Here is a 12,841-nt window from a genome sequence, read left to right as displayed (position 1 = left end):
CGATGAAGCAACAGGGGGCGAGGGGGCGCGCGATGGCGCGCGCCCTGGGGCTGGCGATCGCGTTGGCATTGCCGCCGCTGGCGCTGGCAGCCGTGCCACAGGTCGCGTCGCCAGCGGCGGAGATTGCCAGCGGGCCAGGCATGAGCATGGTCACCTTCAACCTGCACCATGACCGCGAGGACTGGCCCAGCCGTCGCCGCACCATCCTGGCCGAACTCAAGCGCCTGCAGCCCGATGCCATTGCGTTGCAGGAGGTGATCCAGCGCCGCAACGTGCGCAACCAGGCGCAATGGCTGGCCAGTCAGCTCGGTTACAGGTACATCTTCGTCTCCACCGATCCGGTCGGGGCCGCCAAGCGTTACGGCAACGCACTGCTGAGCCGGCGCCCGATCCTGGCCCAGGGTGACCACCTGCTGCAGCCACTGGACGACTACCGCACCGTTGCGCACCTGCGCATCGACGTGGACGGTCACCCGGTGAACGTCTATGCCACGCATCTCAATGAGCGTAGCGACGAACGCGGCCAGCGCATCCGCCGCGTCCAGGTCGAGGATCTGCTGCGCTTTGTCGCCACCACCTCGGCCGGTGCGCCGGTGGTGATTGCCGGCGATTTCAACGCACTGGTGGATGCCGGCGACCTGAGCGAGCTGCGCAGCCATTACGGCGACAGCTACGGCAGCGTCCACGTCAACACCGACCTGGCCGGGGTCAGCACGTTGAACCGGCACTACTACCAGGCGCCCTCGCGGATCGACCACATCTTCTTCCAGCAGGACGGGATGGTCGCGCGCGAGGCGAAGCTCCTGTTCGACCAGCCCGACGACAGCGGCCGGTGGGCCTCGGACCACTACGGTGTGTGGACCCGCCTGCAGTTCGCGCCGGCGCGCTGATGCCCTGGCAGGTGCCAACCTTGGTTGGCACGGACGTGTCCGCGTTCGCTCCAACAACGGCACCAACCAAGGTTGGCCTCTACCAGAGCGCTGCACGCGCCCGGGGCACAAACAAAAACGGCGGGGATCCGTGATCCCCGCCGTTTCGTTTTCTACGCGATCAAGGCGCGATCAGTTCGCCGGCGGCGTGCGCTTGGCGGCGTCTTCGTCTTCTTCCTCGGCCTTGGCTTCGGCGGCCTGCGCGGCGGCGTCGGTGTGACCATCGGCGACCGGATCGATCGACGGCGTCACCACCGCCTCGGCGACGGGGGCAGCGGCTTCCACCGGCGCAGCTTCGACCGCCACCGGAGCGACCGGCTGTTCGGCGACCGGCGCCGTCTCGACGACTGGCTTGGCTTCAACCGCGGGAGTGGCCTCCACCACCGGGGCAACCTCGACCGCCGCCGGCTGGGTTTCAACCACCGGGGCCGCTTCAACAACCTGCGCCTTCGATTCCACGATCGGAGCAGCCTCGGCCACGACCGGCTTCACTTCGACCACCGGAGTGGCCTCAGCGACCGGGGCTACCTCAGCCACCACCGGCTTCGCTTCGACCGCCGGGGCTGACGCTGCCACCGGCTGGGCCGGGGTCGCAGCGTCAATGGCATCGAGCATGCTGGTCTGCACCGGCGAGGACACCGCTTCGGTCTTCGAAGCAGCTTCGACCGGGGTCTCCCCTTCAGCCATGACCGGGGCGGCGGCTTCTACCACGGCGGTGCTCACCACCGCGACCGGCGCGGCCACAACGGCAGCGGCGGCGCGGACCGGCTTCGCGGCGTCTGCGGTCGGCTCGACTTCATCATCGAAGTCAAATTCCGGCTGCGAACGGGCCGGCTGCGCAGCAGCCACCGGAGCCGATCCAGCGGTGTTGTCGACGTTCGGCTCGGCGCCATCGGCGTCATCGTTGTCGTCACCCTCGTCCTGGTCATCGCCCAGGACGTCGCTGCCGGCGGCATTCTCGGCGCCACCGCGACGACGGCGACGGCCGCCGCGACGGCCGCGACGACGGCGGGTCGCGCCTTCGCCGGCCTGGTCACCATTGGCGTCGGTTGCAGCTTCGTCAGTGCTCACAGCAACCGCCTCGGCTTCGTTGCCCGCGTTGGCTGCGGTGTCGACCGGTGCAGCGGCTTCGACCGGCGCGGAGGCGGCCGGTGCCACCGGAGCCACCGGCGCGGTAGCTTCCTGGGCGGTCACCACGTTGGCGGCGACAGCCGTGGCGGCCACGGCAGCCGCGGTCACGACTTCGGCCGGTGCTTCGGCGGCGTTGCGCTGCGGCTTCTCCGCCGGCTTGTCACCGTCCTGCTGCGGGCGTGGCTGCTTGGGCTGCTTCAGCTTTGGCTGCTGCTGGTTCTGGTTCTGGCCCTGCTGCTCGTTGCGCGGCTTGTTCTGCTGCTGCGGCTGCTGCTGGCCATCCTTCTGCTTGCCCTGCTGCTGTGGCTGCTGGGCATTGCCGTTGTTGCCGTTGCGGCCGTCCTTGCGCTGCTCGCCGCGCTCCTTGCGGTTGCCGCCATCTTTCTGCTGCTGTGCATTGCCGTTGCCGCCGGCGTTGCCACGGCTGTCGTCGCGGCGATCCTTGCGGTCCTTGTTGCGATCCTTGTTGCGGTCCTTGCGGCCGCCGTCCTGCTGCGGGCGGGCGACCGGAGCCGCCGGTGCCGGCGCCGGCGCCGGTTCGCCACCGAACACGCGCTTGAGCCAACCGATCACGCCGCCGCTCGAGGCGGGCGCCACCGGCGCTGCCACGACCGGGGCCGGAGCGGCTGCGGCCGGCTCCACTTCCTCGCGCACGGGGGCGGGGGAGGTGTGCTTGACCTGGGTCACCGCCGGCGGCGGGATGTTCAGCTGGCCCTTGGTCAGGGCGTGCACCGGCAGCTTGCGCGGGGTGCCGCGCTGGTAGCTGGGCTTGGTGCTCTCTTCGCCCAGCTCGTTCTCGCGCAGGCGGGTCACGGCGTAGTGCGGGGTGTGCAGCTGCTCGTCGGCGACGATCACGATCGGCGCCTCGTGGCGCTGTTCGATCTCGCGCAGGGCGCTGCGCTTCTCGTTCAGCAGGTAATTGGCGATCTCCACCGGAGCCTGCACCAGCACCTGCCCGGTGTTTTCCTTCATCGCATGCTCTTCGGCGACGCGGATGATCGACAGCGACAGTGACTCGACGCTGCGCATGCGGCCGTGGCCGTCGCAGCGCGGGCAGACGATCTGGCTGGATTCACCCAGGCTCGGGCGCAGGCGCTGGCGGCTCATTTCCAGCAGGCCGAAGCGCGAGATGCGGCCGACCTGCACACGCGCACGGTCGTACTTCAGCGCGTTGGCCAGGCGGTTCTCGACCTCGCGCTGGTGCTTGTTGGAGGCCATGTCGATGAAGTCGATGACCACCAGGCCACCCAGGTCGCGCAGGCGCAGCTGGCGGGCCACTTCCTCGGCCGCTTCCAGGTTGGTCTGGAACGCGGTGTCCTCGATGTCGCTGCCCTTGGTGGCGCGCGAAGAGTTCACGTCGACCGCGGTCAGTGCTTCGGTCTGGTCGACCACGATCGAGCCGCCCGACGGCAGTCGCACGTTGCGCTCGTAGGCACCTTCGATCTGCGACTCGATCTGGAAGCGGTTGAACAGCGGGATATCGTCCTTGTAGTGCTTGAGCTTGCGCAGGGTCTGCGGCATCACCTGCTGCATGAACTCGCGGGCGTGCTCGTACATCTCCTCGGTGTCCACCAGGATCTCGCCGATGTCGGCGCGCAGGTAGTCACGCAGGGCGCGCACGATCAGGCGCGATTCCTGGTAGATCAGGAACGGGGCCGGCTTGCTCAGCGCGGCTTCGGCGATGGCGCGCCAGACGTTGAGCAGGTAGTCCAGATCCCACTGCAGCTCTTCGGCATCGCGGCCGACGCCTGCGGTGCGGATGATCACGCCCATGTCGTCGGGGATGTTCAGCTTGTCCAGGGCGTCCTTGAGGGCGGCCCGGTCTTCGCCTTCGATGCGACGGGAGACACCGCCCGCGCTCGGCGAGTTCGGCATCAGCACCATGTAGCGGCCGGCCAGGGAGATGAACGTGGTCAGGGCGGCGCCCTTGTTGCCGCGCTCTTCCTTGTCCACCTGGACGACGATTTCCTGGCCTTCCTTCAGCAGCTCGCGGATGCCGGCTTTGTTGTGGTCGACACCGGCCTGGAAGTAGTCGCGGGAGATTTCCTTCAGCGGCAGGAAGCCATGGCGGCCACCGCCGTACTCGACGAAGGCGGCTTCCAGCGAGGGCTCGATGCGGAAGATCCGGCCCTTGTAGATGTTCGACTTCTTCTGTTCCTTCGACGGCTGTTCGATGTCGATGTCATACAACGACTGGCCATCCACGATGGCAACACGCAGCTCTTCAGCCTGCGTGGCGTTGATCAGCATTCGCTTCATTGTTGCGTTCCTCGCAAGCGGCTACCGCGCGGAACGCCATGGGGTTTCGCCTCTGGACACGGCTCGCCGCCCATTCGCGCAAGCGCGGGGAGGGCGGCTTGGGTTTCCAGCGCTACGACACCACGGCAGGCCGCGGGAGCGCTTCACTCTTATGGGTTTTGGGTGTTGCAGGGCCGCAGGCAGCTGTCAGCCAGGCTGGAGCGCCACGCGGGACATGTTCAGCACGGTTGCGTGTCAGGCATCCGGCGATGGCCGGGAAGGCCGGTGAGCCGCTAACATGGCCGCCCCGCGGGCGGTGGTCGCGCACTGTGCCGGATTCGTCGGAAGCTGGGCTTCTGGCCCTGAGTAACTTCCAACGAAATCAATCCCTTATCTCGCCCCCCGAGTGTAACAGAATAAACAGCCTGATGACCGCCCAAGACCCGACCAAACCCGCTGGCGACAAGCCTTCCGTGCGCATGATCACCGTTCCCGCCGACCGCGCGGGGCAGCGCCTGGACAACTTCCTGCTCGGCCAGCTGAAGGGCGCCCCGCGCAGCCTGGTCTACAAGCTGGTGCGCAGCGGCCAGGTGAGGGTGAACGGTGGCCGCGCCAAGGCCGAACGCAAGCTGGAGGCCGGTGACGAAGTGCGCGTGCCGCCGGTTCGTCTCACGGAAGAGGGAGACAAGGCCGGTCCGCCGGAGGCGTTCATGCGCCGCCTGGAGCAGGCCATCGTCTTCGAGGATGCCCGCCTGCTGGCCCTGAACAAGCCCACCGGCGTTGCCAGCCACGGCGGCAGCGGCATCAGCTTTGGCGCCATCGAGACCCTGCGCGCCCTGCGCCCGGGCCAGACCCTGGAGCTGGTCCACCGGCTGGATCGCGACACCTCGGGCCTGCTGATCGTGGCCAAGAAGCGCTCGGCGCTGAGCGAATTGCAGGCGCTGCTGCGGGAAGACCACGGCGCCGGCATCCGCAAACGCTACCTGACCCTGCTGGCCGGACGCATGCCCGATGGCGTGATGACGGTCGACGCGCCACTGCACGTGGGCCTGCGCCAGGGCGGCGAGCGCCATGTGCAGGTCAATGCGATCGGCAAGGAGTCGATCAGCCACTTCCGCGTGCTGGAGCGCCGCGGTGGTCATTCCTACTGCGAGGTCCGCATCGAGACCGGGCGTACCCACCAGATCCGCGTGCATGCCCAGCATCTGGGGCACCCGGTGGCCGGTGACGACAAATACGGCGATCCCGCCGTCAACAAGCGGCTTCGTGAGCAGATCGGGCTGAAGCGCCTGTTCCTGCATGCGGCCTCGCTGGAGTTTGCCCTGGACGACGGCAAGAGCCCGTACGTGCTGAACGCACCGCTGGCCGATGAGCTGGTCGAGGCGCTGGACCGGCTCCGCTGAAGCTTGCCCCGGGCCGTGCCCGGCGCTCCCCTGTAAAGGCGAGCCGCAAGCCCCTCACCACTTGAACAGCACCAGGCTGATCGCCAGCGTGCCCATGCCTGCGACCAGTCCATAAACCGTCTCGTGGCCCTTGGCATAGCGCTTGGCCGCTGGCAGCAGTTCATCCAGTGCCAGGAACACCATTACGCCGGCGATCAGCCCGAACACCCAGCCGAAAGTGGCGTGCGACAGTGATCCGGACAGCAGCACGTAACCGATCGCCGCGCCCACTGGCTCGGCAAGGCCGGACAGCAGGCTGGCGGTGAATGCGTAGAGCTTGTTCTGGGTGGCGAAATACACCGGCACCGCGATCGCGATGCCCTCGGGGATGTTGTGGATGGCAATGGCGAAGGCCAGCGGCATGCCCACCGACGGGCTCTCCAGTGTCGCGAAGAAGGTCGCCAGGCCTTCCGGGAAGTTGTGCGCGGTGATCGCGACCGAGGTCAGCAGGGCGACGCGCTTCAGGTACTCGCGGCTGTTCTCGCGGAATGCGGGATCCTGCTTGTCCAGGCTTTCATGCGGGTTGGGGATGAAATGGTCGATCAGCACGATGACGATCACGCCCAGCAGGAAGGCCAGGGTGCCGTAGGTGAAGCCGGTGCGCTCGCCATAGGCCATGGCGAACGAGGCAATGGACTTGTTGAGGATTTCCGACAGCGACACATAGACCATCGCGCCACCGGCAAAGGCCAGGCCGAAGGCCAGCAGGCGCGGGTTGGGGCGGCGCGAGAACAGCACCAGCAGGCTGCCGATGGCGGTGGCCAGGCCGGCTGCGAGGGTGACCGCCAGTGCGATCCAGACATTTTCGGGGGGAATCTGCAGCATGTACCGACGCGGTCCTGGTCAACAGACAACCGCCCCGGATGAAGCCGGGGCGGGGGAGGGCGAGGCGGGCGTCGGCTGGCCTCGTCGGGGCGCGCGGGATCAGCCGCCGCGGCGCAGGCGCTCTTCGATGGCGAAGCACTGGTCCGGCTTCGGCTGCGGCGGGTTGAAGCTGACCGGCACCTGGATGGTGGCCGGTACCGCAGCGCCGTTGCGGGTAGCCGCCTTGAACTGCCAGCCCTGCACGGCGGTCCTGGCCAGTTCGTCCAGCTGCGGGTTGCCGGCACCGCTCAACAGCGCGATCTCGCTCGGCTTGCCGTCGGTACCGATGGTCACCTTGTAGGTGCTGGTGCCGCCTACGCCCATGCAGGCCAGTTCAAGCGGATACTGCGGCGGCGGCGTCTTCACTGCGGCCACTTCGGTCGGCGGCGGCGGTGGCGGTGCCGGCGGTTCGGACGCGCCACAACCGGCCACGCCGGCCGCAGCAATCAGGGACAGGCTCAGCAAACGTACGTTCATGGCAGTTGCTCCGTCAGGGCCGAAGTCTTCGCCGCGCAGATGAAATCGTTCTCGCTCAGGCCACCCACATCGTGGGTGGAGAAGCGCACGACCGCACGGTCGTAGTGCACGCCCAGGTCCGGATGATGGTCTTCGCGGTGGGCAACCCAGGCCAACGCATTCACGAAGGCCATGGTGGCGTAGTAATCCTTGAAGCGGAACGTGCGCGACAGGGCCTGGCCACCCTCGCTCAGCTCCCAGCCGGGAATCTGCGGCAGCAGTTCGGCCAGGCGGGCTTCGCCAAGCTTGTGGTCGCTGCCTTTGCGTGGCACGCAACGGGCCTGGGCCAGTGGAATCAGGTCGGCCATGGGAATCTCCACCTCGTGTTGACTGAACAATGCGCCGGACGGTGTATAAACCGAATGAGCGGCTGACGCTTACTTGGCTAGAATAGCCTGATGATCCAGATCTCCGACACTGCCCAGACCCATTTCCGCAAGCTGATCGAACGCGAGGCCGTGCCCGGCATGGGCGTGCGCCTGAGTGCGGTCGACCCCGGCACCCCGCGCGCCGATGCCAGGCTGGAATTCGCCGAACCGACCGATCTGCTCGGCGATGAGTGGGCGGTGGACTGCGATGGTTTCACGCTCTATGTCGATGCCGGCAGCGTCGGCTGGCTCGATGGCGCCGAGATCGACATCGTTGCCGGCACCGCCGGTGCCCAGCAGCTGACCATCAAGGCGCCGCGCATCAAGGGGGAGGCGCCCGGTGATGCCGCCTCGCTGGTCGAGCGCGTACACTGGGTGGTGGAGAACGAAGTCAATCCGCAGCTGGCCTCGCATGGCGGCAAGGTGGCCGTGCAGGAAGTCTCGTCCGATGGCGTGGTGCTGCTGCGCTTCGGCGGTGGCTGCCAGGGCTGCGGCATGGCCGACGTGACGCTCAAGCAGGGCATCGAAAAGACCCTGATGGGACGCGTGCCGGGCGTGACTGCCGTGCGCGACGCGACCGACCACGACAGCGGCCACGCGCCGTACATCCCGCGCGGCAACGTCGCCTGACCGCTGACGCGTGCCTCTGACCCGGGCCGAGCAACTCATCGATCTGCTGCTGGCGCGCCAGCAGCCCCGCGCCGTCCTCGAGAAGACTACGCGCCTGCCGTATGGCTGGGCGCTGTGGCTGCGCTCGATGGGGCCGTTGCCGTGCCCGTTCCATGCCCGCGACGTGATCGCCATCCTGCTGCCCCGCCCATTGCCCGGCCCGCCCGGACAGCTGCCGCAGCTGTCACCGTGGCAGGCACTGCGCCGTTTGTTCTGGCAGGACTGGGACGCTGCGCCGCGCGACCAGCGCTGGATGCGCTGGACCTCGGCACTGGCCAGTGCACTGCTGCACCTGCTGTTCTTCGTGTTGTTGCTTTGGGTGGCGGTGATCCGTACCACTGCGCCGGAAGAAGAGGGCGCCGAGGGCGAGCGGGTGCAGGTGGAGTTCGTCGGCCGCGCCACGCGGGAAGGCGGTGGCGATCAGCCGGGCGCCGAAGCGGCTACGACCGCGGCGGCGGGTCGCGTTGCGCCGGGCCAGGAGGCGGGCGCTGCCACGGTCCCTGCGCCGCGTCCGGTGGCTGCCGAAGCCGCCGCCTCATCCCCGGCATCCGCGCCGACCGCCAGCGTTCCACCACCACCCGCCGAAGCCGAGCCGGCGCCGGTTGCCGCGCCGCCGCCTTCGCCCGTCCAGGCCACCGAAGTGGCGCAGGCCAGCACGGATTTCGTGGTGCCGCCGGTCAGTGTGCCGCGTACCGAAGTCAGCGTCGTACCGCGGGACAGCACACCCGCTGTGCGCGAGCGCAGCGTGCAGCCGGTGCAGGCGCCGCCGGCACCAAGCCAGGTGCGCATCCCGGAACTGGCCGTGCGCACGCCGCAGGTGCGTGACATCCAGGTGCGCGAACGCGAAGTCAGTACGGTCGATGCGCCGGTCGCGCCACAACCGTTGCGTAGCGCGGAAATGCAGGTGCGCGTGCCGCAGCAGGACGTGCAGGTGCGCGAACGTGAAGTGCAGGCCGTGGTCGATCCGCAGGTGCGGATGGCGGCGGTGGCCGGGCGTGAGCCTGCCGTACGCACGCCCATCGGACGCGACGTGCAGGTGCGGGAACGTCAAGTGGCCTCCGCTCCGGCAGTGGCACCCGCATCCTCCAGTGGCAGTGCCACGGCGACGCCTTCAGCTGTGGCCCAGGGCAGCGCGGCGCAGGCGAGCAGCAGTACGCGTCCGTCAGCGTCCAGCAGTGCACCGGCGAACGCAGGAGCGCGCCCAGCCCCCAATCCCGGCAACTGGGCGACGCCTGCCAAGGGCGATGACTGGGGGGCTTCCAGCCGCAACCGCGATGGCAGCAGCGACGGTGCCCGCCAGGCCAGCGCCGCTGGCAGGGGCAATGGCCTGTTCAATGCCGATGGCAGCGTGAGGGTGCCCGGCCAGGAAGGCGATGGCCATGCCGAGCGCGGTGCGCCCGGTGGCGCCAACGACAGCTGGAGCAAGGAGCGCATCGCGCAGTCCGGCACCTGGTTGAAGCGCCCGCCGTACGACTACACGCCGACCTCGTTCGACAAATACTGGGTGCCGCAGGAATCGTTGCTGGCCGAATGGGTCCGCAAGGGCGTCAAGGCGATGGAAATCCCATTGCCGGGCACCAACACGAAGATCTCCTGCGTCATTTCGATCCTGCAGGCCGGTGGCGGCTGTGGCCTGACCAACCCCAACATGCAGGACCAGCCGGCGGTGGCACGACCGCCGCCGGACATCCCGTTCAAGAAAGAGCTGCAGGAAGACAACGGGAGCCGCTAAGGGCTCCCGTTGTCCACGCATGTTTCCTTATCCCCGCGCCGTTGGCGCGCCCCCTTGAACAACAAGGGGGCTTTTCGATGGACCCATCGCGGGATGTGACGGCCATGCTGGCGCGCTTTGGCAGGTGCCAACCTTGGTTGGCACAGAAGCGCCGACCAAGGTCGGCCTCCACCAGGACGTGCGCCTACGCGCTCTGCGACAGGAACACCCAGAACGGTACGTTGCGGCCGAGCCAGTCGCGGCTGGCCTCGTCCATCACGTCCAGCAGGGTATCGAAGTCCTTCTGTGCACCGGCGCGCAGCGCATCCACGTCGGCCAGGAACAGCGCGTAGCCCTTGGCCTGCAGCCATTGCAGATCGCGCAGGTTGTCCGACAGCGCATCCCAGTTGCCGCCGAAGCCGGCCGGGAAATCCAGCTGCGCGGCCAGCCGGGCGAGCAGGGTGCGCTTGTCCGCCACGTTCTCCAGGTCGATGCGGATCACCTTCAAGCCGGCATCGCGCATCGCCGCGGCCAGTGCACTGATGTCGCCGCTGTCGATGGCGTAGACGCCGGCGTTGTTGATGTCATGCAGGCCGAGGCCGAAATCATCGTGACTCATTGCTGCGCTCCCTGGGCCGGTACGGTGAAGCTGCGGAACGATGCGTAGTGGTCGTCGGTGTAGTACCACGCCTCCGGCGGATCGCCACCGGTGACGATGCGGCGCGTGCCGCGGGTGCGCGCACCGGGGGTGTCGACGGTGTATTCGCGGTAGTAGCCACGCGCGCGCTGCGGCAGTTGCTGCTCGCGATTGCCAAAGGTGCTGCCGTCCTGGCGATGCGGGAACGGGCCGCCGCGCTGGATCAGGGCGATGGTCGCGCGCGCTTCGGCAGGCAGGAACGCGGGAAGCCCGCTGTCCTTGCCGGGCGTTGCGGTGGCCGTGGCGGGTGCCGGCGCGGCCGGTGCTCCCTGCAGGCCGGGCGCGAACTGCGGTGCCGGCGGCCGCTGCAGGAAATGGTTGGCGACCAGGCCGAGCAGCAGCAGGGCGATGGCGGTGATCAGCAGCCGGGGGTTGCGCATGGGCAGGGCGGGCAAGGGCGATGCACGCACTGTAGCGCCTGCGTGCTGCACCGTGCATGAGGAGAGCATTGCGTCACTGCTGCGTAACAATTGCCGTCGTGCTCACTGGCAGGACGCAATTTCCTTTACATCCCCCTTGGTAATCTGGTGGTCTGTCCCCATCATTCACCGCGCACCGCCCGACACCGTCGGGTGCCCTCGCACTCAGGAGATGCATCATGGCCTACACCCTGCCCAAGCTGTCCTACGCCTACGACGCGCTGGAACCGCATATCGATGCGGCGACGATGGAGATCCATCACACCAAGCATCACCAGACCTACATCAACAACGTCAACGCGGCGCTGGAAGGCACCGAGTACGCTGACCTGCCGGTCGAAGAGCTGGTGAAGAAGCTCAAGTCGCTGCCGGAGAACCTGCAGGGTCCGGTGCGCAACAACGGTGGTGGCCACGCCAACCACTCGCTGTTCTGGACCGTGATGGCCCCGAATGCCGGCGGCAACCCGGTGGGCGACGTGGCCAAGGCCATCGACAAGGACCTGGGCGGCTTTGACAAGTTCAAGGACGCCTTCACCAAGGCAGCACTGACCCGTTTCGGCAGCGGCTGGGCGTGGCTGAGCGTGACCCCGGACAAGAAGGTCGTGGTCGAGAGCACCGGTAACCAGGACAGCCCACTGATGGAAGGCAACACCCCCATCCTGGGCCTGGACGTGTGGGAACACGCGTACTACCTGAAGTACCAGAACCGCCGCCCGGAATACATCGGCGCGTTCTTCAACGTCATCGACTGGAACGAAGTCGAGCGCCGCTACCAGGAAGCGATCGCCTGATCGCGGTGACTGGATGAACGGAAAAGGCCGGGGGAGACCCCGGCCTTTTTTTTGCCAGCTTCCGGATGTCGGGCAGGACCTGGTGGGTGCCGACCTTGGTCGGCACGGGAGAGGGTGCGAGCGCAGTGGGAATGCGCCGACCAAGGTCGGCACCTGGGCCGAAGGCGGGGCTATTCGGCCGTGGGCGCATCGCCCTGCAGGCGCACCGTCGCCATCACGCCCAGGCGCAGGCCAGGCAGGTCGCCGTCGGCCGGCAGCAGGATGGGTTGCTGGCGGATGCCGCCGAAGTGCTTGACCTGGAACAGCACGTCCAGGCCATGGCCGCTGCTGCCACCACCACTGGCTGCAGGCGCTTCGGCGCGGCCGCCGGGATTACGCCGGGCCGGCTGGAAACCGGGGGTGCTGCGCACCAGTTCCACCGTGTTGGCCGAAAAATCGCCAGCAATCAGGCTGGGCATGCCTTCGGCGGTGGCGCCGATCCAGGTCATCAGGTCACTGGTCTGGTGCTGGCGGGCGGTGGCCTCGTCCGGGTCCGGGCGCAGCCGCGCCACATAGATGTTGACCAGCGCCTCGCCCAGCTTCAGCCGCATCATGCCGGCCGCGCTGAAGGTGCTGGGAGGATGCAGCAGGGTGACGCCATCCTCGCTGACCGGCAACCGGGTCAGCATGGCATTGCCATGCCGCAGCGGCTGGCTGGGCGGGTCGGCGGTAACGAAGTCGCAGCTGTAGCGCAGCCGGCTGGCCAGCCAGCAGGCCGGGTTGCGGCCTTGCTGCTGCAGCACCTGCTGCACCGAGATCACGTCCGGCTGCAGGTCGGTCAGCAGCTGCGCCACCTGCTCGCGGCGCTGCTTCCATTGCGTGTCATCGCGGCTGGGCAGTTCCAGCGCGGCCACGGTCAGTTGCCGGGGGGCGCCTTCACTGGCAGCGGCGCCCGGCGCCTGCGGCCGCGCCTGCGCCTGCAACGCCAGCAGCAGCACGAAACAGCTGAGCAGGAGACGGGCGTGGGCGAGGGGGCGCATAACGATAAGTTTACGCTTTTGTCGTGCAGGTGCCGTGACTTCCGGCG

Annotated in this window: 12 protein-coding genes; 5 read left to right on the top strand and 7 right to left on the bottom strand. The window is 68.0% G+C overall.

The annotated features are described in order from the left end of the window. Nucleotides 1-2 precede the first annotated feature (2 nt). Entirely contained in the window at nucleotides 3-890 is an 888-nt protein-coding gene (locus B9Y82_RS11710; protein ID WP_100473360.1) for an endonuclease/exonuclease/phosphatase family protein, read from the top strand. Between the two features lie 171 nt (nucleotides 891-1,061). On the opposite strand, the gene B9Y82_RS11705 is transcribed toward B9Y82_RS11710, so the two are convergent. Further along, the gene (locus B9Y82_RS11705) at nucleotides 1,062-4,319 is read right to left on the bottom strand and encodes an Rne/Rng family ribonuclease (protein WP_100473359.1); all 3,258 of its coding nucleotides are present in this window, start codon (nucleotides 4,317-4,319) and stop codon (nucleotides 1,062-1,064) included. Nucleotides 4,320-4,726: 407 nt separating this feature from the next. On the opposite strand from B9Y82_RS11705, the gene B9Y82_RS11700 reads away from it, so the two are divergent. Next, nucleotides 4,727-5,701 carry an RluA family pseudouridine synthase gene (locus B9Y82_RS11700; protein WP_049401092.1) on the top strand — a complete coding sequence of 325 codons (975 nt, stop codon included), beginning with the start codon at nucleotides 4,727-4,729 and terminating at the stop codon, nucleotides 5,699-5,701. 54 nt (nucleotides 5,702-5,755) lie between these two features. On the opposite strand, the gene zupT is transcribed toward B9Y82_RS11700, so the two are convergent. The 3 genes from zupT to B9Y82_RS11685 form a co-directional block, all read right to left on the bottom strand. After that, a complete protein-coding gene (zupT, locus tag B9Y82_RS11695; RefSeq protein WP_100473358.1) occupies nucleotides 5,756-6,565 on the bottom strand; it encodes a zinc transporter ZupT in 810 nt (269 codons plus the stop codon). Between the two features lie 99 nt (nucleotides 6,566-6,664). Then, entirely contained in the window at nucleotides 6,665-7,081 is a 417-nt protein-coding gene (locus B9Y82_RS11690; RefSeq protein ID WP_100473357.1) for an energy transducer TonB, read from the bottom strand. Continuing rightward, the gene (locus tag B9Y82_RS11685; protein WP_100473356.1) at nucleotides 7,078-7,428 is read right to left on the bottom strand and encodes a 4a-hydroxytetrahydrobiopterin dehydratase; all 351 of its coding nucleotides are present in this window, start codon (nucleotides 7,426-7,428) and stop codon (nucleotides 7,078-7,080) included. Before B9Y82_RS11685 ends, B9Y82_RS11690 begins: the two co-directional genes overlap by 4 nt. 90 nt (nucleotides 7,429-7,518) lie before the next feature. Between B9Y82_RS11685 and B9Y82_RS11680 the strand changes: the two genes are divergently transcribed. Both B9Y82_RS11680 and B9Y82_RS11675 read left to right on the top strand, forming a co-directional pair. After that, the gene (locus B9Y82_RS11680) at nucleotides 7,519-8,118 is read left to right on the top strand and encodes an NfuA family Fe-S biogenesis protein (protein WP_100473355.1); all 600 of its coding nucleotides are present in this window, start codon (nucleotides 7,519-7,521) and stop codon (nucleotides 8,116-8,118) included. 10 nt (nucleotides 8,119-8,128) lie between these two features. Further along, nucleotides 8,129-9,889 carry a hypothetical protein gene (locus B9Y82_RS11675; RefSeq protein WP_100473354.1) on the top strand — a complete coding sequence of 587 codons (1,761 nt, stop codon included), beginning with the start codon at nucleotides 8,129-8,131 and terminating at the stop codon, nucleotides 9,887-9,889. Between the two features lie 184 nt (nucleotides 9,890-10,073). Here B9Y82_RS11675 and B9Y82_RS11670 read toward each other — a convergent pair whose 3' ends face one another. Together B9Y82_RS11670 and B9Y82_RS11665 are read right to left on the bottom strand one after the other, a co-directional pair. Continuing rightward, nucleotides 10,074-10,487, bottom strand: coding sequence for a barstar family protein (locus B9Y82_RS11670; protein ID WP_100473353.1), 414 nt, complete (start codon nucleotides 10,485-10,487; stop codon nucleotides 10,074-10,076). Beyond that, on the bottom strand, nucleotides 10,484-10,945 hold the full coding sequence (locus B9Y82_RS11665) for a ribonuclease domain-containing protein (RefSeq protein WP_100473352.1): 462 nt from the start codon (nucleotides 10,943-10,945) through the stop codon (nucleotides 10,484-10,486). The genes B9Y82_RS11670 and B9Y82_RS11665 overlap by 4 nt, the downstream gene beginning before the upstream one ends. 218 nt (nucleotides 10,946-11,163) lie before the next feature. Between B9Y82_RS11665 and B9Y82_RS11660 the strand changes: the two genes are divergently transcribed. Next, nucleotides 11,164-11,775 (top strand): superoxide dismutase, encoded by a 612-nt coding sequence (locus B9Y82_RS11660; RefSeq protein ID WP_005410310.1) that lies wholly within the window; start codon nucleotides 11,164-11,166, stop codon nucleotides 11,773-11,775. A 170-nt stretch (nucleotides 11,776-11,945) separates the two neighbouring features. Here B9Y82_RS11660 and B9Y82_RS11655 read toward each other — a convergent pair whose 3' ends face one another. Next, nucleotides 11,946-12,794, bottom strand: a complete 849-nt coding sequence (locus B9Y82_RS11655) for an endonuclease/exonuclease/phosphatase family protein (RefSeq protein ID WP_100473351.1) — start codon at nucleotides 12,792-12,794, stop codon at nucleotides 11,946-11,948. Nucleotides 12,795-12,841 lie beyond the last annotated feature (47 nt).

Origin of the sequence: Stenotrophomonas maltophilia (assembly GCF_002799155.1) — a bacterium.
Classification (GTDB): Bacteria; Pseudomonadota; Gammaproteobacteria; order Xanthomonadales; family Xanthomonadaceae; genus Stenotrophomonas; species Stenotrophomonas maltophilia_R.
The sequence above is the reverse complement of the archived record's forward strand: the minus strand, read 5'-3'. Positions and strand labels throughout refer to the sequence as shown.